Genomic DNA, 22,098 nt, shown 5'->3' with positions numbered 1-22,098 from the left:
ATGGCCGGAGACGAGGAGACGGGGACGGACGACACCGTTGCAGCCCGCGGGCTGCAACCGGGGTGGGCAGGCTGGCGACAGAACCTATTTTCCGTCGCCGCGATGCGACGGCATGCGGTGTGGGTGGCCGCGGCCGCGGCGAGTGGGCTCGGTGCCTACCTCTTCAACTACACCGAGCAACTGAGCCAGGAGAGCCGTGCGTGGATGACGGGCATCTCGCCCTTCCTCCCTGCAGGCGTCGTCAGTATCTCGCTCGTCATCATCTGCGCACTGCGCGACCGCGTCTTCCCAGGGACCGACGGCACCGGAATTCCGCAGACCATCGCCGCGCTCAAGATCCCCGACGGACCGGAGCGCACTAAGGTCCTGTCGGTTCGGATCATGATCGGCAAGATGCTGCTCCTCGTCATGGGGCTGTTCGCCGGTCCGACGATCGGGCGCGAAGGCCCGTCCGTGCACGTCGCCGCGTGCTTGATGTACCTCTCGACGCGCTTCGCGAACTTCCAGCATCACCTCGTCCAGCGCGGACTCATCCTCGCCGGCGGCGCCGCGGGGATCGCTGCCGCCTTCAACACGCCGATCGCCGGGGCGGTGTTCGCTTTCGAGGAAATCGGACGATCCTTCGAGAAGGACAACGCCGGCACGATCGTTCGTACGGCGGTGGTCGCGTGCATCGTGAACCTGATCTTCCTCGGCGACTACTACTTCTACGGCCGGATCGACGTCGGCCTCGCGACGCTCGAGGAATGGCTCCTCGTGCCCGTGATCGGGATCGTCGGCGGACTGCTCGGCGGCACTTTCGCGCAGGGCGTCGTCTCCGTGAACCGCCTCCTCTCACCGTTGCGCGCGAAGCACCCACACCTGGTCGCCCTCGGGCTGGGCGTCGGACTCGGCGTGATCGGGCTGGTCTCCGGCGGGCTGAGCTACGGGAGCGGATACCCGGCCGCCGAGGGCATCCTGATCCACGGAGAGTCCTACCCGATCTACCTCGCGCCGGTCGTCGCGGCAGGCAACTTCATCACGCTGCTCTCGGGCATCCCAGGCGGACTCTTCGATCCGAGCCTCACGACAGGCGCCGCGCTCGGACAGATCACGCAACCGCTGTTCCCGAACATCGACCCCCAGGCACTCGTCCTTCTGTGGATGGTCTCCTACTTCAGCGGGGTAGTGCAGAGCCCGATCACGGCCTTCGTGATCCTGATTGAAATGACCAGTGCGCACTACATGGCCCTGCCCCTCGCGCTCGCCGCGCTGCTCGCGTACGAAATGTCTCACCTGATCTGTCGGACATCGCTGTACGAGTCGCTCGCGGAGAGTTTCCTCGCCGGGATGCAGCCGGCAAAGAAATAGCCGCGAATGCGTTACGGGCTCGTCAACTTCGAACCCGAGCGCGACACGGCACTCGCCTTCTCCTCACTGCTCGTGCTCTGGCCGATTCTATCACTTCGGCACGACATTGCGGCTGACCAATCCAGTGACGAGCTTCTGCGGCCTGGTGGTGCTCGGGAGCCTCGTCCTGAACACCCCGATCCCCGCGTCCTGCATCCTCTTCGTTCCCGCCGAGTTGCTGGTCGCGCTGGGATTCGGGCATCGGCAACGCCATCGGTACGATCCGGGGTGGCATCTACTTCGACTAAACGACGGTCGGCATCCAGCCGGTGATTTCGACGCTCCAGTTCGGGAAACTGCTCGGCTTCTCCTGGCGCCGACTCTAGTGCGCTAGTTGCACCAAACGACCCTCGGTCGATAGGCTACCTCCTTTCGCTCCGAAGGAGCCTCGATGAACGATTTCGCCGACACGCAGCTCCTCCCGCTCGCCCCGGGGATCATCCTCTCCCTGCTGAGCATCTTTTTCGGGTTCGTCCTGGGTGCGCTGTTCGGCGCGCTCGAGTCGGGCTTCAAGCCGATCATGCGGGAGAGCGGCAAGGCCGTGCTCGACACGGTCTACGGCGGCGACGCGGCTAAGCTCGAAGCCGTCATCTCGAAGGCCTGGAAGTACGCCATTCGCGGCCACATCCACGGCGGTGCCATCGGAACCTCGGCGCTGGCGTGCATCCTACTGCTCGCGTTGCTCGGCCCCCCGGGACTCCTCGAGAAGATCAGCGCCACCTCGTTCGGCGCCGGATCGCTCATCTACTCGTCCTTCTGGCTGGTCGCCGCGTTCAAGGCACCGGCGGGCGGAAAGCCGAAGCAGACGAAAGAAGAGCTCTGGTGGATCGCAATGCCGGGCGCCGGCCTCTGCCTAATCGGCCTCGTCGGCACACTCATCTCCGTCTGCATTCACGCCATGGCCTGACCGGATACGAGAGCGAGTGGCCACGTGCCTGTCCTGCGACTTCTCCTCGCGACTCTGATCCTCCTACCCGCGGCCCCTTTGTGGTCGGGCGCGGAGTCCTCGCCCCCGACCACCGACGAGCACGTAGATACGATCGTGGTCACGGGGACGCGCAGTAAGAAGTCCCTTCACCGGATCCCGGCGGCGATGAGCGTTGTCGAGGGAGACGACATCCGAAAGGCGCGTCCGACGGTCGGGCTCGAAGAACCGCTGCGCCGCATCCCGGGCGTCTTCGTGCAGAACAGCGGCAACTACGCGCAGGACTTCCGCGTCCAGATACGCGGCTTCGGGACGCGCGCCGCGTTCGGCATCCGTGAGGTGAAGGTTCTGGTCGACGGCTTGCCCGAGACGCTGCCCGACGGCCAATCCCAGGTCGACACGATCGAGCTCGCCACAATCCAACGGGTCGAGGTCCTGCGCGGCGCAGGTGCTTCCCTGTACGGCAACGCGGCGGGTGGCGTCCTTCACGTCATCACGGACGATCCGCCCGAGGAGCCCGGCGTGAACCTGAGCGCGACTGGGGGGTCTTACGGGATGGCGAAGATCGTCGGCCAATTCGGCGCACAGCGCGGGAACCTCGGCGGGATCGGGACCGCTTCGTACCTCCAGACCGACGGCTACCGGGATCACAGCGGGGCACGCAGCGCCGCCTTCATCGGCCGGCTCGTCTGGGATCTCGACGAGAAGACGGAACTGAAGGTCCTCCTCGACGGCGCACACGCGCCCAAGGCGGACGATCCCGGTGGCCTCACCGGAGAACAAGCCAACCAAGACCCCCGCCAGGCGCGCGACCGGAACGTGCTTCTCGACGCCGGCGAGTCCGTGGACCAGATTCGCCTCGGCGCCGTGCTCGACCGCGACCTCGAGTCCGGCAGCCTCGACGCTTACGCGTACACGCTGTACCGCGACTTCTTCACCAAGCTGCCCATCGTACCGGCCCAGGGCGACGGCATCGTCCAGTTCGACCGCATCAGCCCCGGCGGCGGCCTGCGATACTCCTACGACCGCCCCGTTCTCGGCTGGGACCAGACGCTCACCGTGGGCACCGACATCCAGTACCAGCGAGACGACCGACAGCGCTTCGCCAACGAAGAGGGTCAAAAAGGCACCCTCGGCCTCGACCAGATCGAAGAGGTCACCGGCGCCGGGATCTATCTCCGTGAGGCCGTCTCGCTCACAGCCGACGTCGAGGTCAGTGGCGGAGTCCGATACGACACCGTCCACTACTCGGTGGACGTGAAGACGCCACCGGACAGCGACGCCTCGGGTTCCCGCACACTCGATGCCTGGAGCCCGAGCGGCGGGGTCGTGTTCACGCCAACCGAGGCCCTGAGCCTCTTCGGAAACGTCTCGACGGCCTTTCAGGTGCCGACGACGACCGAGCTCGTGAATCCGGACGGACCGGGCTTCAACCCCAACATCCAACCGCAGACCGCCCGCAGCTACGAGCTCGGGCTGCGATTCGGGCCACCGCATCTCGACATGGGCGTCGCGCTCTACCGGATCGACATCGACGACGAGCTGATTCCCTTCGAGACCCCGGCAGGCCGGGTCGCGTTCCGGAACGCCGGCCGTTCGCGTCGCTACGGCGTCGAGGTGGACTGGCGCAGCGAGCTTCTGCAGGGCCTCGTCTGGACGGGATCCGGAACCGCGATGCGCGCGAAGTACATCAACTACACTACCGACGACGGCGACTTCGCCGGCAACCGGGAGCCCGGCATCCCTCCCTGGTTCGTCTACCAGGAGCTCGCCTACGGCCACGACAGCGGCCTTCACGCCGCGCTCGAGGCCTACCTCGTCGGCGGCTACTTCGTCGACGATGCCAACACCGCCACGACGCCCGGCTACGGACTCTTGAACGTGCGCTTCGGCTGGGACACGACGGTCGGCGACTGGGACGTGCAACCCTTCGTCGGGCTCCAGAACCTGACGAACGCCCGCTACGACGGCACGGTGCGGCTAAACGCGTTCGGCGGGCGCTACTACGAGCCCGCGCCGAGTTTCAACGTGTACGGCGGCGTGCGAATCGCCCAGTCCTTCGGCTGAGCGAGGCGCTGGGCTCCAGCGGCCTTTTAGACTCGGTCGCGACGCAGGCTCATGCTCGGCCTATGGGGGTACGAGTCGCGATGACCGTGGGCGCCGTCGTGATCGGCGCCGCGTAGGCGCACCCTCTATAGAGCATCTCCCGCTCAAGGCACCCGCGGAATCAGCCGATTCCCAGAGGAGATCGGCCCGTCGCCGAGAACACAGGAGCGCAATGATCAAGGTTTTGCTCGTCGAGGACAACCCCGCGGATGCGGCTCACATCATGGCGCTCCTGTGCGAGGTCGATCGTGAGGATTTCGCGGTCACCTATGAAGCGTCCGTCCCCGAAGCCGTTGCGCGTCTCTCGCGAGAGACGTTCGATGCGGCGCTTCTCGAGTTGACTCTGGCCGGCGCGGGAGACCTCCCCGGCCTGACCGACATCAAGGCGCAGGCTCCCCTCCTGCCCATCGTCCTGCTCTGCGCGCGCGGCCAACAAAAGGCCGCCACCGCCGCTCTGAAACACGGGGCGCAGGACTACATCGAGGAAGATGATCGCTCCAGTGAGCTCCTCTCCCGCTCGATCCTGTACGCCATCAATCGCGCCCAGGCGGCCGAACAGCTGGCCTTTCTCTCCCGTCACGATCCGCTCACAGGCCTCGCGAACCGAACGGCCTTCCGCGAACGCATCGCTCAGGCACTCGCCCGGAGCGGGCGAAACCAGCAGCCGGGCGCTCTCCTCCTCGTCGACCTGGACTCGTTCAAGGCAGTGAACGACACAAGAGGCCACGACGTCGGTGACCTCCTGCTGCGCGACGTCGCGGATCAACTGAGGAAGTTCGTACGCCCGTACGACGTCATCGCGCGACTCGGTGGCGACGAGTTCGGCATCCTGCTGGAGAACGTCGACGAAGCCCGCGACGCAGGAAAGCTCGCGCACCGACTTCTGGAATCGATCGCCGAGCCCGTAGTCATCGGCGGGCACGAAATCTTCAGCACGGCCAGCCTCGGCGCCGCCGTCTTCCCGTTCGACGGAGCCGACGCACCCTCCCTTCTGCGCAATGCGGACTTCGCGATGTACCGGGCAAAGAGGCAGGGCGGTGGCACCGCGGCCTTCTACACGCCCAGCATGGGCGCGCGGATCCGCGAGCAGCTCGCTCTCGAGCACGATCTCCATCGAGCGCTCGCGCACGACGAGTTCCTCCTGCACTACCAACCCCAGGTGAGCCTCACGTCCGGCCGAATCGTCGGCCTCGAGGCGCTCGTGCGCTGGCAGCATCCCGAACGCGGGTTGGTTCCGCCCAATGCCTTCATCCCCGCCGCCGAGAAGTCCGGAATCATCGGCGCACTCGGCGAGTGGGCGCTCCGAACGGCCTGCCTCCAGCGACAGCAATGGGCCGAGGAAGGACTCGATCTGGGCCGGATCGCCGTGAACCTCTCGCCTCGCCAGCTCACCGGCAATGGGTTCGTCGCGGTGACCGAGCGCACCCTGCGCGAAGTCGGGCTCGATCCGAAACTGCTCGAACTCGAGATCACAGAGGCTCTGTTCCTCGAGCACGACCAACCGACGATCGAGAAGCTCTCACGCCTGAAACAGCTCGGCCTCCGAATCTCGATCGACGACTTCGGCACCGGGTACTCCTGCCTGAGCCGCCTCACGAATCTCCCGGTCGATGCCCTGAAGATCGATCGTTCGTTCGTAAGCCAGGCGAGCGACCAACAGAACGCGGCCGTCACCCGAGCGATCATCGCGCTCGCGCGCGAACTCGAGCTCGGCGTCACGTGCGAGGGTGTCGAAACCGAGAAACACGCGACCTTCTTGCAGCAGTGCGGCTGCGACGTGATCCAGGGGAACCTCGTGTCGACCCCTCGTCCGCCGGAGGACATCCCGACGTGGGCCGCGGAAAGGCGTCGTCGGGTGACGAGTCCGACCGCCCCGAGTGGCTGCACTGAGCCGACTCGCGAGGCACGAGACCACTCTGCTAACGTTGCATGAATCATGGGACGCCCCACGAAGCTCTCGGACGTAGAAATCCGGGACCGCCTCGGCACGGTGCCGGGCTGGTCCCTCATCGACGGGAAGCTTCGGCGCGAGTTCAAGTTCGCGCGCTTCGTCGAGGCCTTCGGATTCATGAGCAGCCTCGCTCTCGTGGCCGAGAAGATCGACCACCACCCGGAGTGGAGCAACGTCTACAATCGCGTCGTCATCGAGCTGCAGACGCACGATGCGAATGGCATCACCGAGCTCGACTTCGAGCTGGCAACGGCGGCGAACCGCCTCGCGGAGAACGCATCATGAGTGATCTCGTCACAGTCGAAATCGACGGAGGCGTCGCCGACGTTCGTTTGAACCGCCCCGAAAAGTACAACGCGCTCTCGACCGACATGTTCAAGTCGATCACGAACACGGCCCTGAGTCTCGCCGAGGACACCTCGCTGCGCGCGGTCGTTCTGTCCGGCAACGGCAAAGGCTTCTGCGCCGGCCTCGACTTCCAATCGTTCCAGGCCATGGCAGGCGGCGGCAATGGCGCCGCCGAGTCCGACGTTCCCACCCCGAAGCTCGGCAAACCCGCGAACATGTTCCAGGCCGTAGCCTACCTCTGGAAGGCGATGCCGGTCCCCGTCATCGCCGCGCTGCACGGAGTCGCCTACGGCGGCGGCTTTCAGATCGCCCTGGGCGCCGATATCCGAATCGCGCGCCCCGACGCGCGACTGAGTGTGCTCGAGATCAAATGGGGCCTGATCCCCGACATGGGAATCACGCAAACCGCACGCGGCGTCATCCGGCTCGACGTCCTGAAGGAGCTCACGTTCACCGGGCGCGTCGTGAGCGGCAACGAGGCTCAGGCGCTCGGGATCGTCACGCGGGTGAGCGAGAACCCGCTCGAAGATGCGCTCGCGCTAGCCCGAGAGATCGCAACGAAGTCCCCGCACGCGATCCGGTCCGGCAAGAAGCTGTTCTCCGAGGGCATGGAAACGTCGGCAGAAGAATCGCTCGGCCTCGAGGCGGCGATTCAAGGCAAGCTCCTCGGCACGCCGAACCAGGTCGAGTCGGTGATGTCGAACATGGAGAAACGTCCCGCCTCGTACGCCGACCCGGAGTAGCTGCGGCACGGCCCCCAGCCGGGCCCTACGAGAACCGGCCGAAGAGATAGATCGACAGCTCGCGCCGCTGGTCTTCGTCCAACGGATAGAGCGGCATCGGCGGCTGCGGCGCAGCGAGAAAGCGCATCAGCGAGTCGATCGTGTATCGCGCCTTCAGGTCTGCGAGGGAGCGGTGCCCTTCGGTCCGGTCCGGACCGTGGCATGCTGCGCAGTCGGCATCCTTCCAGAGTGAGGCCCCCGCGGCCTGCGCCTCGCGGAGCTCACCGGGGCCGACGCCTGCGAGCGGATCGACACCGGACGCGATCGGCGCGGCGGGCACAACCGCCGCCCGCGGCGTCTCCCCGTAGGCCACGCGGTAGATCTGACCACTGAAGTCGTCCGAAACGAAGAGCGCCCCGTCCGGTCCGACTGCCACGTCGACCGGGCGCCCCAGAACGTCATCGTCATCGAGGAGACCCGCGAGAAACGACTCCTCGCGCAGCAAGTCGTCCTCGCCAAAGAACACGGCGACGACTTCGTAGCCGATCTTTCGCGAGCGATTCCACGACCCGTGCAGCGCAACGAACGCCGCGCCTCGGTAGTGTTCGGGGAACGCCTCTCCGTCGTAGAACGTGATCCCGAGCGGTGCCGTGTGAGCCGCGAAGTCGTGCGCCGGAGGGATCGAGGCGGCTATCTCACGCTCGTAGCCCTCGAGGAAGTCCGGATCGGGGACCCGGTCCCCGTTCGCGAACGGCCAGCCGTAGAACCCGCCCTCGACGATCTCGTCGAGCTCTCCCGGCGGAAAGTCGTCACCGAGCAGATCCCGATTGTTGTCCGTCGACCACAGTGCCCCGGTGGCCGGCTGCCACGCGAAGCCCACCGCGTTGCGCAGACCGGTTGCGTAGATCTGCTCGTTCGTCCCGTCGAGATCGTAGCGTGTGATCGCCGCGCGCCGGGCATCCTCTTCGATGCAGGCGTTGCAGCTCGAACCGACCGAGACGTACAGCTTCTCATCCGGGCCGATCCCGATCGTGCGGGTCCAGTGGCGACCGCCCGGCGGCACATCGCCGACGACGACTTCGGGCGTGCCGGTCACCGTCCGCGTTTCGGCATCGAATCGCACACGCGTGACTGCTCCGGTCTCCGCGACGTAGAGCCACCCGTCGTGCAGGGCGAGGCCATGCGGAAGGTCGAGGTCTTCGAGCAAGACCCGCTTGCCCTCCGCCCGGCCGTCGCCGTTCTCGTCACGCTCGAGCAGGAAGACCCTGCCCTCACGCGGGGCACTGACGAGCAGATCGCCCGCCGGCGTGAACTTCAGCATCCGAGCGTTCGGGATACCCTCGGCGAAGACGGTCAGGCCAAAGCCCCCGGGCACCCGCAGACGACCGATCTCTTCCGCCGGGATCGCCCCACCCCCGGTCAGGGGGAAATTGACCACGTAGCCACCGGGTAGCGTGACGTGACTGCACGCCCAAAACCCAATCCCAAGCGCGACCAGCGCAACCATCGCCCAACTCCGAACGCTCATGATCGGACTGCATACTACTCCGCCACCGGTTGATCGACCCGCGCCCGGTACGGGTCGTGCCCCCCGCAACTCTACTGGCTCGACAGCGACTCCCGCGCCCGGCCGAAATCACGAAAAGCTCCCGTGCCCGCAGAAGACCAAGGCGAACTATCGAGGCCACCCCCGACGAGGCGCGACAAGAGTGACGATTAATCAAACCGTTGAGATTAAAGAATGTCCCTACCAAGCACGTCAGTCACGGTCGTCGTGAATCCAACTCCGCACCCAGGGCAGTAGCGCGTAAGCCGGCATTGCAAGCAGGAAGGTGACGGCGAAGAACTCGGCGTACCCGAGACGGGCCGCCGCAAATCCGCTCACGCCTCCGGCGACCGACCGCGTGAAGCCGAACAGAGCGGACAGGAGGGCATACTCCGTAGCCGCCTGCCGCTTGTCGCAGATGTGCATGAGGAACGAGAGGAAGGCGGCCGTTCCGAGCCCGCCGGTGAAGCTCTCGAGGAGGGACGCCGCGTAGATCGCGTACCGACCGCCGTCGGCGGCGGCGACGGAGGCGTACCCGAGGTTCGACGCGGCCTGCGCGAATCCCAGGACCCAAAGGGCACGGTACATCCCCGCCCGGGAGGTGTAGACGCCGCCGAGCATCGCGCCCGCCAGACTCGCAAACACGCCGATCGAGGTCGACACCAACCCAATCTCCTCGACGGACAGACCTCGGTCGAGCCAGAACGGCTTCACCATCGGCGCCATCGCCGCGTCTCCGAGCTTGTAGATCAACACGAACCCGAGAACCGCAACGGCTCCGGGACGGGCGAGCCAGTCGCGCAGAGGCGCGAGCCACTCACGCGGCTCTCCCTTCGCCGCGACGACGACCGGCGGCGTGAACCACGCCGCGACCGCCATGGTGAGGAGAAGCCCGGAGGCGAGCCAGAAGACGGCCGGCCAACCCGCGGTCCCGGCGAAAATCACGAGGCCCCCGCCTGAAGCCACGAGCGCGACGCGATAGGCCGAGACTCGGACGCCGTTGGCCACGCCCTCTTCGCCCGGTGCGAGCAGGCCGATCGTATAGGCATCGATCGCGATGTCCTGCGTCGCCGACGCGGTGGTGAACAAGAGCAGGAGTCCCCAGGTCCAAAAGCCGGGAGTCGCCGGGTCGAGAAGGGGCAGAACCGCGAGCAGGGCAGCCATCGACGCAAGGGACGCCGCAATCCAGTGACGCCGCTCCCCGTAGCGATCGACCAGCGGCGCCCAGAACACCTTCAGCGTCCACGGTGCGCCGAGAAGGCTCATGAGGCCGATGTCGGCGAGGGAAACGCCGTGCACGCGGAAGTAGACGGGGAGATTGTCGATCGCGATCCCGAACGGGAAGCCCTCGGCGAAATAGAGCACCGAGACCCACCACAGCTTTCGCCCGACCGTCATCCTCTCCACCCCGTCCCGAGGATCCTTATACGCTCGTGACGCCATCCAGTTGCAACGCCTCGGAGCGCCCGGCTACCCTGACCGAACGCCCGGTGGCCGCTTCGCACGCGGCTTTCGGCGTGTCGCCCCGCGATGATCGACGCCTACTCGATACGACGGAACGCCTCGACCACCCTGCTCCTCGCCGCCGTCGCGGCGCTGATGGGCCTGACCGGGTGCCAGCAGTCCGGTACCGAGGGCTCCGGCGCGACGGAGACCAACTTGGTCCCGGCGATTCGGCTCGTCGGGACCCGCTACATGACCGGCGGACTCCCCTCCGTGAACCTGGGGCAGTACATCACGATCGACGGTGTGATCCGCCCGACGCTCACCGGCTCTCACCCGTTTCTCTTCCAACCCAGCTGCACGCCGGTCGAGGGAGAAGAGGACTTGGTCGAGTGCGACCTTACTCTCCCGATCCAGGTCGCCGGCCCGCGATGGGCCATCGTCGAAACCAGCCTGCCTCCCGCGGAGGAACCCAGCGCGGAGGTTGGCGACGAGCGAGAACGCGCGCCAGAAGAGAAGATGCGGATCCTCACGCATGGGCCCGGGCGCGGTGGCGACGAACCCTTCACCGTGCGGCTCCCCGCCGCGTCGGCAGACTTCTTCGCGGCCCGGCTCATGCCCGACCTGGCGAACCGCGGGGTCCTCACAGACGAGATCGTGCTCCCCGAAGGCGGCAGCGTGTTGCGAACGTGGATCGGCATCGAGGAAGCCGCGTGGATCCCCCACTCGGCCCCGATCGTTTTCTCGGTGAGCGTCGTACACAAGAACCGCGTCGATCCGGAGCGGATCTTCGAGAAAGTCCTCGACCCGGCGCGCAACCCGGACCAGCAGACGTGGGTACCGGTCGAGATCCCCCTGCCCGACCTCGGGAGCGAGGTGTTTCACCTCCTCTTCGAGACCCTGCCGCAGAAGGAGAACGATCCGAACCCGTCGCTTCCGGTCTGGGGAGATCCGACCATCTTGCGGCCGGAGACGAAGCGGCAGCGACCCCGCCACGTCGTCCTCGTCTCGCTCGACACCCTTCGCGCCCGGAGCATGAGCGCCTACGGGCACGATCGGCCGACCACCCCGTTGTTCGAGAAGATGCTCGACGAGGGCACGCTGTTCGAAAACGCATTCACGACGTTTTCCAACACGCTCGGCTCCCATATGAGCATGATGACGGGCCTCTATCCGGCCAATCACCGCGTACGAGCGTCGAATCTGAAGCTCGACAACGCGATTCCGACCCTCGCGATCGCCATGCGCGATTCCGGATACGAGACGGCCGCCTTCACCGAGAACGCCCTGCTGCGAGCGGAAGCCGGCTTCCAACGCGGCTTCTCCTACTACTCCGAGAACAAAGACATCGAGGACGGCGCCGGAGACGCTGCCGAGACCTTCCGGCGCGCTCTCGACTGGGCGAAGGCCCAGCCGGACGAACCGCTGTTCCTCTTCGTTCACACCTACGAGGTCCACTCCCCGTATCTGCCGCCCGACTACACCGAGGGTTTCGCGGGCGAGGCCGCGCCACCGGCGAGCCATGCCGAGGTCATCCGCGACCTCTACGAGCGCGAGATCGTCCACCTCGACCGTCTCCTCGCAGACTTCGTGACGGAGCTCACCTCGATCGCCCCGCCGGGCGAACTGCTCCTGCTGATCACCGCCGACCACGGCGAGGAGTTCATGGAGCACGGCTTCACCGCCCACATGCAGCTGTTCGATGAGGTCATGCAAGTCCCGCTGTTCCTCCGCTGGCCCGGCCATATTCCCGCCGGGGAGAAGATCGCCACGCCCGTCTCGCTGGTCGATCTGGTTCCGACCATCATCGAGTTTACCGGCGGGAACCCCCTGCCCACCGACGGTACGAGCCTCGTCCCGCTTCTGGAAGGCGACGCGCTGGATCGGACGATCGTCTTCGGGCAGACGGCGCGCGGCAAGCGCACCGAGATGAAGAGCACCTACGTCGCCCGCTCGACCGACGCCAAATGCATGGTTCGCGACGTCGACGGGGACTGGGTAGAGTGCTTCGACCTGGCTGCGGACCCGATGGAAGCGAAACCTCTGGCGCCCGGCACGAGCCCGGCGCTCGCAGCCCTGCACGCCGAGGTTCTGCGTCACAAGCAGGAGGCCACCCGCGACATCGCCGGCCAGGAGGCCGAGAAGGAGCTCGTCGCCGGGGACGAGGCCGACCCGGCTCGTCGCGAGAAGCTCCGCGTGCTCGGATACGTCGAGTGAGCCGAAGTATTCGCACGAAATCGATTCAAAACGACGAACGAAGCTTCGCACGCCGGGCGCCGTAGAGTAGGTTCTCAGAGACGTGCTTCGTTCGCGACGGTTCTTCCTTTCCCTCGGTTGCCTACTTCTCCTTTGCGGCACTTCCGCTCGCGCCGAGCGCACGATCGGACCTCCGACGTTCTCGCCCACCGGAGACGTCACCGACGTCCGCCAGGTCACCGCCCGCTTCGCCGAACCGATGGTCCCGCTCGGCGACCCCCGGGTCATCGAGAAGCCGTTCGACGTGAACTGCCCGGCGCAGGGGACACCCCGTTGGGTCGACAGCCGGACCTGGACCTTCGACTTCGAATCCACTCTCCCAGGTGGACTGGAATGCCATTTCACCCTGCTCAACGGGCTTCGAACCCTCGCCGGCAACTCGGTCCGGGGGGGCAAGAAGTTCTCCTTCTCGACGGGTGGCCCACGCATCGTGTCTACCGATCCGTACCGGGGCAGCACCGTCGCCGAGGATGCCGCGTTCCTCCTCCGCCTCGATGCCGAGACGGTCCCCGAGTCGGTCGAAGAGCACGCGTACTTCGCCGTCAGCGGAATCGGCGAGCGCGTCGGCGTCCGACTGATCCGCGGCGACGACCGGGGCGCCATCCTGCGCACTCTTCCCGAGCAGTCCCGCACGGGGCCCATCGTCGTGCTGCAGGCGCGCCAGGCGTTCCCCCCCGAGGCCAAGATCGAGTTGGTGTGGGCCAAGGGGATCGAGGCGACCACCGGTCTCGCGCGAGCGAAGGACCAGAAGGTCGCCTTCCAGGCCCGCAAGGCGTTCCATGCGACCTTCACGTGCCAGCGAGAGAAGGCGCAGGGGCCATGCGTCCCGCTCGGGCAGGTCCGGATCCGCTTTTCGGAACCGGTCTCGTGGGAGGTCGCTCAAACCGCGACCCTCGTGGATCCCGCGTCCGACTTCACAGCCCAGGCCGAGCGTTGGCTCGGCGACGGCGCGAGCACGAGCGGCATCCGCTTCAGCGAGCACCTGCCTCCCGGGACGACCCTCGAACTCCGGCTGCCCGACGACCTCCGCGACGAAGGCGGCCGCGCACTCGAGAACGCCGCGCAGTTCCCGCTCTCCGTTGAGACCGGGCCCTACCCACCGCTTGCCAAGTTCGCCGCACGCTTCGGCCTCCTCGAAGCGAACGCCTCGCCCGCTCTGCCCGTCACCGTCCGGAGCCTCGGGCCCGAACTGCACGGCCAGATCCTCGCCACCACCAAGACGCTCGACGGCAAGGTCGCTCGGGTTGGTGCCGACGACGTCGACGACGTCCTCCCATGGCTCCGGCGCATCCGAGCGGCGCGACGAGACCGGTCCGTCTTCCCGCCGGCGGACAAGAAGGACGAAGCCTCGTCCGAGCGACGGAAGCTCGCCTTGCCCATCCCGGGGAAGCCCGACGAGACGGAAGTCCTCGGAATCCCCCTCTCGAAGCCCGGCCTGTACGTGGTCGAGATCGAGAGCAAGCCTCTCGGACGCGTCCTGCTCGGCAAGCCGAAACCAATGTACGTCTCCGCGGCCGCGCTCGTCACGAACCTCGCGGTTCACCTCAAACACGGCATCGAGGGGTCCCTGGTCTGGGTGACGACACTCGACCAGGGAGCGCCCGCCGCCGAGACCGAGATCCGGGCGTACGACTGCACCGGCAAAGTCCTCGCGACCGGCACGACCGACGCGAACGGCATCGCAAGGCTCGACGCGCTCCCCGCCCCCGATGACATCGCGAGTTGCAGCGTGCAGAACGAGGACTGGAGCGATCCCTGGCGCGGCTGGCGCGGCAACAACCAGGCGCTCGACGGGATCGACCACGGCGTCTTCGTCACCGCCCGGCGCGGCGAAGATCTGAGCTTCGTGTTCTCCGCGTGGGACGACGGTATCGAGCCCTGGCGGTTCGGCATCTACTCGTTCGCGTGGGGTCGACCCGCCGGCCTGCACACCGTCTTCGGACGCACGCTCCTGCGCGCAGGCGACACGGTGCACATGAAGCACATCGTCCGCATGGAGACCGGAGACGGGTTCGCGCTCGCGAAGCCGGACGCACTCCCAGGCCTCGTGTCGATCCGCCACGTCGGCAGTGATGCCAAAGTCGAACTCCCCATCGAGTGGACAGCCGACGGAAGCGCGCTCACGACCTGGGCGATCCCTCCATCTGCGAAACTCGGCGAATACGACGTCTTCCTCGAGCACCCTCCGCCAACCGAAGAGGAGACGAGCAAAGCCGCGCCGGGAGGCGAAGAGGAGGAGGACGGCGACTTGCGGGTGTACGACCCGGGCCCACCCGAACTGCGGGGACAATCCGGCTCGTTCCGCGTCGAAGAATTCCGAGTCCCCCTGATGCACGCAGTGGTGAAGCTGCCCCCGGAGTCGCAGGTCGGCGTGCCCGTCGTTCCGGTGGACATCGCCCTGCGCTACCTCGCCGGCGGCGGTGCCGGAAACACCGCAGTGCTTCTCCGCTCGCAGATCTCGCCCGGGTCGATCGACGCGCCCGCCGTGTTCGAAGGCCTCACCTTCGGGAACGGCCCCGTCGAGCCCGGCATCGACCGCCAACCGACATATCAGCGAAACGAGCCGACAGCGCCCAAGATCCACGAACGCCAGGAAGTCGAACTCGACGCCGAAGGCACGGCGCGCGCGTGGATCACGAACCTCCCGCAGGGCGGCCGGCCGCGACAGCTCACCGCAGAGGTCGAGTACCGCGACCCCAACGGCGAAACGCAAACGACTGCCGCCAGCGTCGCCCTCTGGCCCGCCGCCCACGCAATCGGCCTGAAGGTCGACGACTGGGTCGGGTCCACTGGACGCATCGTCATCGAGACGGCGGTGATCGATCCCGCCGGCGTTCCCGTCTCCGGCGCCGCGGTCGAGGTGAAGGCGTTCACCCGCCGGAACTTCACCAGCCGCAAACGCGTCGTCGGCGGGTTCTACTCCTACGAATCCGTGGAGGAGACCACCTTCGCGCACACTGTCTGCAGCGGACAGACCGACAAAAACGGTCGCCTGGCCTGCCGAAGGCGCCCGCCGGCCAAGGGCGAGCTGGTGATCCAGGCGAGCACGACCGATTCCGAGGGGCGCGTTTCGACGACGCATCAATCCGTGTGGATCTCCGGCGAGGAGGACCAATGGTTCCGCCCGTCCGACACGGATCGCATGGAGCTGATCCCGGAAAAGCACCGCTACGAGCCCGGCGAGACCGCTCGTCTGCAGGTACGGATGCCCTTCCCGCGCGCGCTCGCGCTGGTGACGGTCGAGCGCGAAGGGGTGATCGAAGCTTCAGTGGAGACACTCGAAGGGATCGACCCGGTGATCGAACTGCCCATCTCGGGCCGGCTCGCTCCCAACGCCTACGTGTCGGTCCTGGCGGTGCGCGGGCGCGTGACGGAGCCGCAACCCACCGCCCTCGTGGACCTCGGAAAACCGGCATATCGACTCGGCCTCGCCGAGATCGAAGTCGGGTGGCGCACGCACGAGCTCGACGTCGCCGTCACCGCGGATCGGAGCGTCTACAAGGTCCGCGAGAACGCCGAAGTCACGGTCGAAGTGCGCGACAAGTCCGGCAACGCACCACCCGCTGGCAGCGAGATCGCGATTGCCGCGGTCGACGCCGGCCTGCTCGACCTCGTCCCCAACCGATCCTGGAACCTCCTTCGCGCGATGATGGGGGACCGACCCGAGAGCGTCTCGACGTCCACCGCGCAGATGCAGGTCGTCGGCAAGAGACACTTCGGCCGAAAGGCGATCCCCCAAGGCGGTGGCGGGGGCCGCAAGCCGACGCGCGAACTCTTCGACACCCTCCTTGTGTGGAAGGGCCGCGTCGCGCTCGACGAGAACGGCGACGCGAAGGTCTCAATCCCGCTGAACGACTCCCTCACCTCCTTCCGCATCGTCGCGATCGCAACGGGCGGCGCCGGGCGCTTCGGCACCGGGCGCACGACGATCCAGGCGACCCAGGAGTTGATGATCTTCTCCGGCCTCCCGCCGGTCGTGCGCGGCGGGGACAGTCTGTGGTCGGAGTTCACGGTACGAAACACCACAAACCGAACGATCGACGTCCAGCTCACCGTTCGAGCAGACGGCCTGGGCGCCACGCTTCCGCCGCTCGACGTGCGGCTGGCCGCCGGTGAGGCGCGAGCGCTCGGCTGGCATACCCAGGTCCCACACGAGATCGACCGACTCGAGTGGGAGGTACAGGCGCGGGACACCCACGGCGAAGCCACGGATCGACTGCGTGTCTCGCAGAAGGTGAAACCCGCCGTCCCGGTGCAGACGCTTCAGGCGAGCCTGGAACAGTGGGCCCCGCCGGGCCCGACGATGCTCCCGGTCGCGCGCCCGGCGGATGCGCTGACGGACAAGGGCGGCGTCGTGGTCGCACTCGCCGGCTCGCTCGCCGACGGCCTCGCCGGCGTGCGCGGTTGGATGCGCGACTACCCCTACACCTGCCTGGAACAACAGGTCTCTCGCGCCATCGTCCTCGACGACGATGCGCAATGGTCAACGATCATCCAGGGCCTGTCGTCCTACGTCGACCGCGAAGGTCTCCTCAAGTTCTTCCCGACGATGGACCGCGGCAGCCCCGTTCTGACGGCCTACGTCCTCGAGATCGCACACCTCGCGGAACGACCGTTGCCCTCGGACCTCCAGGAACGCATGGAGTCCGCGTTGATCCGCTTCATCCAGGGGAAGACCGCACACACCGATGCGAGTGGCGGCGCTCTCGGGCTGCGCAAACTCGCCGTACTGAGCACACTCGCCCAAGTCGGACGTGCGCGTCCGGAGTTGCTCGAGAGTCTGACCATCGAGCCTGAGCTCTGGCCCACGACCTCCGTCCTCGATTGGTGGAACGTGCTGCGCGCGCTCCCCGATCTTCCGGGTCGCAAACAGAAGCTCGCCGCGGTCGAGAAGATCGTCCGGGCTCGGGTCTTCGAACAGGGCACCACCCTCAGCCTGTCCACCGGCAGCGCCGAGAGTGCATGGTGGCTTCTCGCGAACGAGGACACGGATGCCCTGCGTCTGGTGCTCCTCCTCCTACAGGCCGACGTATGGCGGGACGACCTGCCGCGGCTCATGCGCGGTGCCATCGGCCTGCAAGAAAAGGGCGCGTGGTCGACCACCGTCGCGAACGCGTGGGGGGCGCTCGCAGTCGCCCGCTTCTCCCGCGAGTTCGAACCGGAGCCCGTCGACGGCACGACCGTGGCCGCCCTGGCCGGCCACGCACAGCAGATCGATTGGATCCGCCACCCCGAGGGCGAATCCCTCTCCTTTGCGTGGCCCGCGACGGCTTCGGAGTTGAGCGTGCAGCATCAGGGACACGGCCGCCCTTGGATTCTCACGCGAACCCGCGCTGCCGTGCCGCTCACCGAACCGTCTGGAAGCGGCTTCTGGATCCGTCGAACCGTGACCCCGGCGCAACCGCGCGCCGACGGTACGCTTCGGGTCGGCGACATCCTCACCGTGAAGCTCGAGGTCGAGGCCGCATCCGGGCACGGCTGGGTCGTGGTCGAAGATCCGGTCCCCGCCGGCGTCTCCTTCCTTGGGCGCGGCTTCGACACCGATTCGAAGTTGGTCGAGGCCGACGACAGCTCGGGGGACGCTGTGCCCGCCTTCGTCGAGCGCAGTTTCGAAGGCTACCGGGCGTACTACGAACGGATTCTCCCCGGAAAATTCGCTCTCGAGTATCGGATCCGCCTGAACCAAGCTGGCGACTTCCACTCGCCGCCGACGCGCGTCGAGGCCATGTACTCTCCCGAAGCCTACGCGGAGTTGCCGCAGGCTCTGGTGCACGTGGAGCGATGACGACGCAGCTCCGTCGGTTCGCTCCACTCGCGGTGGCGATCGGCACCCTCGTCGCCATCGGCGTGTCGGGCTGGGGCGAACTAGAGTGGCACGCCCCGACATATCAGGACGTCCGCGCCGCGCATCGGCCATCCGACACACGGCTGGAAGCGCGCGACGGTCGGCTTCTCCACGAGATCCGCATCGATCCGACTCGGCGCGTCCTGCCGTGGACGCCGCTCGGCGAGATCTCCCCCGCCCTCGTGGACGCCGTGCTTCGATCGGAAGATCGACGCTTTCACGAGCATCCCGGCGTCGACGTACGCGCGCTCGCCGCCGCCGCGTGGCAGCGCACCACGACGTCCACCCGACGCGGTGGGAGTACGATCAGCATGCAGCTCACGGCGCTGCTCGACCCGCGACTCCGTGCGGGGGCCGGCGGCCGGACCTGGGAACAGAAGGCGCGCCAGATCCGCGCCGCGATCGAGCTTGAACGAACGTGGCGCAAGGAGCAGATCCTCGAGGCGTACCTGAACCTCGTGCCGTTTCGCGGCGAAGTCGAGGGAGTGACCGCCGCGGCCGGGGTGCTGCTCGCCAAGTCACCGCATGGTCTCGACAACGCAGAGGCGGCACTCCTTGCCGCACTCCTCCGCGCGCCGTCCGCGCCACCCGACGTCGTCACGGAGCGGGCACGCCGCCTCAACGAAGAAAGTCTCGAGGAAGACCAGCTGGCCAGAGCGACCGATGCGATCTTCGCACCGCCCAACCGGCGCCCCCCGACGACGCGGCTTGCACCCCATCTCGCGCGCCGGCTGTTCGTCACGAACCCCGACCGGGCCACGATTCGCTCGACGCTCGACGCCGACCTCCAGGCGAGGGCGACCGCGGCGCTGGAGCGGGAACTGGCAGCGGTCCGATCCCGCAATGTTCGCGACGGCGCGGTCCTGGTCCTCGACAACGAGAGCGGCGACGTGCTCGCCTACGTCGCGAGCAGCGGGCCCCACGCGACCTCCCCGCACGTCGACGCAATCCGTGCGCGACGTCAGGCCGGATCGACACTGAAGCCGTTCCTGTATGCCCTCGCTCTCGAACGGCGCCTTCTCACCGCGGCGTCTCTGCTCGACGACAGCCCGCTCGAGGTCGCCCTCACCGGCGCCGTCTACCGGCCGCGAAACTACGACGGGAGCTTCCGGGGAGACGTCTCTCTGCGCACCGCGCTCGCGTCCTCGCTGAACATCCCGGCCGTTCGGACGCAGCGCCTCGTGGGCGAGCCGGCGTTCGTCGATCGCCTGCTCGCGCTTGGGATCACCGGCCTGGTCACGACCGGCGACCACTACGGACCATCGCTGACTCTGGGAACGGCCGAGGTGAGCTTGCTCGAACTGGCGAACGCCTACCGCACACTCGCGCGCGCGGGCGTGCACACGGGGATTCGATTCACACAAGAAGACACCACAACCCCACCCCGGCCGGTCTACTCGCCCGCCAGTAGCTTCGTCATCGGGCAGATTCTGTCAGACCGCGAAGCCCGCAGCACCACGTTCGGCCTCGAGAACGCCCTCGCCACCCGTTTCTGGACCGCTGTGAAGACGGGGACCAGCAAAGAGATGCGCGACAACTGGTGCGTCGGATTCTCGAGCGACTACACCGTCGCCGTATGGGTGGGGAACCATTCAGGTGAGCCCATGCACGATGTGAGCGGCATCACCGGTGCCGCACCCACGTGGCTGCAGGTGATGTCGTACCTGCACCGCTCGAGCGCCAGCCAACCACCGCCGGCGCCGCCGGGGGTCGTCCGTCTTCCGGTCGCGTTCCCCGACGGCCGGACCGCGCAGGAGTGGTTCCTCGAAGGCACCCAACCCCCGGGGCTACGCATCGTTGCGGCCGCACCTCCGTCCCAGATCGTGTCGCCCGTCGACGGCGCGATCCTGGTGCTGGATCCCGACATTCCCGACGATCGTCAGCAGGTCGCGCTGGTCGCGTCCCCGGCCGGCGACGACCTCACGTGGAGGCTCGACGGAGAACGTCTCGGTCCGGCGACCGAACCGCGGCTCTGGCGCCCACGCCCCGGCCGACATCAGCTGGTGCTCGAAGACGACGCCGGTGCAGCCGTCGACCGGGTGCGCTTCCGCGTTCGCGGTAACGTGCAGCGCTCCCCGAATCGCTACTGAACGTAGCCCAGGGCGCGCAGTTCCTCGCGCACGTGCGGCGCCAGGTCCTTGGGCGCCACTTGCCCCCCAGTCGCGTCTCCCGGCGCGCCGTAGGCGGCTGCGAGCTCTGCGAGCTTCTGCGCCTGCGGATCCTCGGCGACATCGCGGATCGGTGAGCGCTCCGACGGGTCCTCCGCGAGATCGTAGTGCCTCGACTTGCCCTTGCGGACAACGAGCTTCCGGTCGCCGAGATAAACGGCCAGAGCGTTCGGATCCCGCTTCGACTTCCCGTTCTTCAGACCCCGCACTTCGCTGTAGTACGGCCTCTCCTCGAGTTTTTCGCCCCGCAGCCCCGGGACGAGACTGCGGCCGTCGATTCCCTCGGGGGCTGGAAGGCCCACCATCTCGAGCAACGTCGGGGTCACGTCGACCAGGCCTACTCGAGAGGAAACGCGGCGTGCATCCGGACGGCGCGGGTCGAAGATCACCAGGGGCACATGCAAAACCGGCTCCCAGAGCCGAGCCCCGTGTCCCACAGCCCGATGCTCGCCGAGCAGCTGGCCGTGATCGGACGTCACCACGACGATGGTTCGCTCGGCGTGCCCCGCCTGCTCCAGCGTCTCGAGGATACTTCCAACCGCCGCGTCGGCCGACCGCGTCTCACCGTCGTACAGGACACGGAGAGCTGCACGGTCCTCATCCCGCCACTTTTTCTTGCCGAGCGCATAGAACTCCTCGACCGTTGCACCCTTCGCCAGCGGCCCGTCGTAGCCCGCGAGCTGCTCTTCGGCGTACGGCGTCAACTCGTACGGCGAATGCGGCTGGAAGTAGTGCACCCACATGAAGAACGGAAACGGTCGACGACGCTTCAAAAGTCCGCGCGCCATGGTTCCGACCCGGCTGGCGGCAGCCGATATACTCCGCTCGCCGTTCTTCTCGTGGCTCGTCCGTACGAAGCCCTGTCCAAGTCCGCCTCGGCTGACCATCGAGCCGTAGGTCACGAGCGCCATCGTGTCCCAACCGTTCTCCCGGAGGATCTCGGTGAGCGTCACCATCTCTTCCTCGAGCGTGTCGCCGTTGTAGCGAAGCCCGTGACGACGGGGATAGAGCCCGGTCAGGAGCGTCGCATGCGACGGGAAGGTCGTGCCGATCGGAGCGGTCGCCCGATCGAAGACCACCCCGCGCTCGGCCAGCGCATCGATGTGGGGCGTATGGCCCCCCGGATTGCCGTACATGCCGAACGAGTCGGCTCGCTGGGTGTCAATCGTGATGAGGAGGATGTTGGGCGGGCGCTCCAGCTCCGGCTCCGGCTCGCCCGACACGGGCTCCAGCGGTGGCGCCGGCGGCGCCGCAGATTCCGGCGCAGACTCGGACTTCGAGGAGGCCGCCTCCAGCGGAGCGGCCGCGGCCGGCTGCTCGGGTTCCGGAGGAGCCGCACAACCAGCGATCCACACCGCAACCAGACAAGATAACAGGAGACGCGTCGCGAGGATCATCT

The 22,098-nt window shown here is 67.2% G+C and carries 12 protein-coding genes; 9 read left to right on the top strand and 3 right to left on the bottom strand.

Annotation, left to right across the window (positions count from 1 at the left end):
* The 6 genes from P8R42_29760 (at position 1) to P8R42_29735 (ending at position 7,462) form a co-directional block, all read left to right on the top strand.
* Entirely contained in the window at positions 1–1,350 is a 1,350-nt protein-coding gene (locus tag P8R42_29760; protein ID MDG2308788.1) for a chloride channel protein, read from the top strand.
* A gap of 430 nt (positions 1,351–1,780) precedes the next feature.
* The gene (locus P8R42_29755; protein MDG2308787.1) at positions 1,781–2,296 is read left to right on the top strand and encodes a hypothetical protein; all 516 of its coding nucleotides are present in this window, start codon (positions 1,781–1,783) and stop codon (positions 2,294–2,296) included.
* A 24-nt stretch (positions 2,297–2,320) separates the two neighbouring features.
* Positions 2,321–4,381 (top strand): TonB-dependent receptor, encoded by a 2,061-nt coding sequence (locus P8R42_29750; GenBank protein ID MDG2308786.1) that lies wholly within the window; start codon positions 2,321–2,323, stop codon positions 4,379–4,381.
* 211 nt (positions 4,382–4,592) lie between these two features.
* Positions 4,593–6,353: an EAL domain-containing protein gene (locus tag P8R42_29745; GenBank protein MDG2308785.1), complete on the top strand. Its 1,761-nt coding sequence runs from the start codon at positions 4,593–4,595 to the stop codon at positions 6,351–6,353.
* Positions 6,354–6,356: 3 nt separating this feature from the next.
* Entirely contained in the window at positions 6,357–6,656 is a 300-nt protein-coding gene (locus P8R42_29740; GenBank protein MDG2308784.1) for a 4a-hydroxytetrahydrobiopterin dehydratase, read from the top strand.
* On the top strand, positions 6,653–7,462 hold the full coding sequence (locus P8R42_29735) for a crotonase/enoyl-CoA hydratase family protein (GenBank protein MDG2308783.1): 810 nt from the start codon (positions 6,653–6,655) through the stop codon (positions 7,460–7,462). The genes P8R42_29740 and P8R42_29735 overlap by 4 nt, the downstream gene beginning before the upstream one ends.
* A 25-nt stretch (positions 7,463–7,487) precedes the next feature.
* Here P8R42_29735 and P8R42_29730 read toward each other — a convergent pair whose 3' ends face one another.
* Positions 7,488–8,969, bottom strand: a complete 1,482-nt coding sequence (locus P8R42_29730; GenBank protein ID MDG2308782.1) for a PQQ-dependent sugar dehydrogenase — start codon at positions 8,967–8,969, stop codon at positions 7,488–7,490.
* Positions 8,970–9,200: 231 nt separating this feature from the next.
* Entirely contained in the window at positions 9,201–10,385 is a 1,185-nt protein-coding gene (locus P8R42_29725) for an MFS transporter (GenBank protein ID MDG2308781.1), read from the bottom strand.
* 132 nt (positions 10,386–10,517) lie between these two features.
* Here P8R42_29725 and P8R42_29720 point away from each other — a divergent pair, with 132 nt between their 5' ends.
* The 3 genes from P8R42_29720 (at position 10,518) to pbpC (ending at position 20,621) form a co-directional block, all read left to right on the top strand.
* Positions 10,518–12,647 carry a sulfatase gene (locus tag P8R42_29720; GenBank protein MDG2308780.1) on the top strand — a complete coding sequence of 710 codons (2,130 nt, stop codon included), beginning with the start codon at positions 10,518–10,520 and terminating at the stop codon, positions 12,645–12,647.
* 82 nt (positions 12,648–12,729) lie between these two features.
* Positions 12,730–18,471, top strand: a complete 5,742-nt coding sequence (locus tag P8R42_29715; protein MDG2308779.1) for an MG2 domain-containing protein — start codon at positions 12,730–12,732, stop codon at positions 18,469–18,471.
* Positions 18,468–20,621 carry a penicillin-binding protein 1C gene (gene pbpC / locus P8R42_29710; protein MDG2308778.1) on the top strand — a complete coding sequence of 718 codons (2,154 nt, stop codon included), beginning with the start codon at positions 18,468–18,470 and terminating at the stop codon, positions 20,619–20,621. The genes P8R42_29715 and pbpC overlap by 4 nt, the downstream gene beginning before the upstream one ends.
* Here pbpC and P8R42_29705 read toward each other — a convergent pair.
* Positions 20,615–22,096 (bottom strand): sulfatase, encoded by a 1,482-nt coding sequence (locus P8R42_29705; GenBank protein ID MDG2308777.1) that lies wholly within the window; start codon positions 22,094–22,096, stop codon positions 20,615–20,617. The genes pbpC and P8R42_29705 overlap by 7 nt on opposite strands.
* Between the last annotated feature and the right edge of the window lie 2 nt (positions 22,097–22,098).

The organism is Candidatus Binatia bacterium (assembly GCA_029243485.1).
Classification (GTDB): Bacteria; Desulfobacterota; Binatia; order UBA12015; family UBA12015; genus VGTG01.
Note: the sequence above shows the minus strand (reverse complement) of the source record. Positions and strands in the feature narration are given on the sequence as shown.

Excerpts from the sequence above, each read along its gene's own strand:
- P8R42_29760 (MDG2308788.1), top strand. The coding sequence starts at position 1 with ATGGCCGGAGACGAGGAGACGGGGACGGACGACACCGTTGCAGCCCGC.
- P8R42_29755 (MDG2308787.1), top strand. The coding sequence starts at position 1,781 with ATGAACGATTTCGCCGACACGCAGCTCCTCCCGCTCGCCCCGGGGATC.
- P8R42_29745 (MDG2308785.1), top strand. The coding sequence starts at position 4,593 with ATGATCAAGGTTTTGCTCGTCGAGGACAACCCCGCGGATGCGGCTCAC.
- P8R42_29740 (MDG2308784.1), top strand. The coding sequence starts at position 6,357 with ATGGGACGCCCCACGAAGCTCTCGGACGTAGAAATCCGGGACCGCCTC.
- P8R42_29735 (MDG2308783.1), top strand. The coding sequence starts at position 6,653 with ATGAGTGATCTCGTCACAGTCGAAATCGACGGAGGCGTCGCCGACGTT.
- P8R42_29730 (MDG2308782.1), bottom strand. The coding sequence starts at position 8,969 with ATGAGCGTTCGGAGTTGGGCGATGGTTGCGCTGGTCGCGCTTGGGATT.
- P8R42_29725 (MDG2308781.1), bottom strand. The coding sequence starts at position 10,385 with ATGACGGTCGGGCGAAAGCTGTGGTGGGTCTCGGTGCTCTATTTCGCC.
- P8R42_29720 (MDG2308780.1), top strand. The coding sequence starts at position 10,518 with ATGATCGACGCCTACTCGATACGACGGAACGCCTCGACCACCCTGCTC.
- pbpC (MDG2308778.1), top strand. The coding sequence starts at position 18,468 with ATGACGACGCAGCTCCGTCGGTTCGCTCCACTCGCGGTGGCGATCGGC.
- P8R42_29705 (MDG2308777.1), bottom strand. The coding sequence starts at position 22,096 with ATGATCCTCGCGACGCGTCTCCTGTTATCTTGTCTGGTTGCGGTGTGG.